Consider the following 935-nt stretch of genomic DNA (forward strand, 5'->3'; position numbering starts at 1 on the left):
GCCTCGTTGTTCTCCTGGGTGCCGGCGATGAGGGTCTCGGCGATGATGTCCGCGACCTCCACGAACGCGGCCTCGGAGAAGCCGCGGGTGGCCAGGGCCGGGGTGCCGATGCGCAAACCGCTGGTGACCATCGGCGGACGCGGGTCAAAGGGGACCGCGTTGCGGTTCACCGTGATCTCCACCTTCGCCAACAGGTCCTCGCCCTGCTGCCCGTCCAGCTCCGAATGGCGCAGGTCCACCAGGACCAGGTGCACGTCGGTGCCGCCGGTCAGCACGGAAATGCCCACCGCCGCGACATCCGGTGCGGTGAGGCGCTCGGCCAGGATCTTCGCGCCGGCCAGGGTGCGTTCCTGGCGTTCGCGGAACTCCTCGGTCGCGGCGATCTTGAACGCCACGGCCTTGCCCGCGATCACGTGCTCCAGCGGCCCGCCCTGCTGGCCGGGGAACACCGCCGAGTTGATCTTCTTGGCGATGTCCGCATCGTTGGTCAGGATGATCCCGCCGCGCGGACCGGCCAGGGTCTTGTGCGTGGTGGAGGACACCACGTGGGCGTGCGGCACCGGGTTGGGGTGCAGCCCCGCGGCCACCAGGCCGGCGAAGTGCGCCATGTCCACGAACAGGTACGCGCCGACCTTGTCCGCGATCTCCCGGAAGCGCTCGAAGTCCAGCTGCCGCGGGTAGGCGGACCAGCCGGCGACGATCATCTTCGGGGAGTGCTCGATGGCCAGGGCCTCGACCTTGTCCATGTCCACCACCAAGGTGTCCTCCTCAACGCCGTACGGGACGATGTTGTAGAGGCGGCCGGAGAAGTTGATCTTCATGCCGTGGGTCAGGTGCCCGCCGTGGGCCAGGTTCAGGCCCATGATGGTGTCGCCCGGGCGGATCAGCGCGTGCATCACCGAGGCGTTGGCCTGCGCGCCGGAGTGCGGCTGCAC

At 69.1% G+C, this 935-nt stretch carries 1 protein-coding gene; it reads right to left on the reverse strand.

All coding sequences use genetic code 11. From position 1 onward, the window contains the following. A partial coding sequence (gene glyA, locus ACIPUB_RS20065; protein WP_407608993.1) for a serine hydroxymethyltransferase occupies positions 1-935 on the reverse strand: 935 nt, incomplete at both ends.

The sequence above is a fragment of the Paeniglutamicibacter sp. ORCA_105 genome (assembly GCF_045798545.1).
Classification (GTDB): Bacteria; Actinomycetota; Actinomycetes; order Actinomycetales; family Micrococcaceae; genus Paeniglutamicibacter; species Paeniglutamicibacter sulfureus.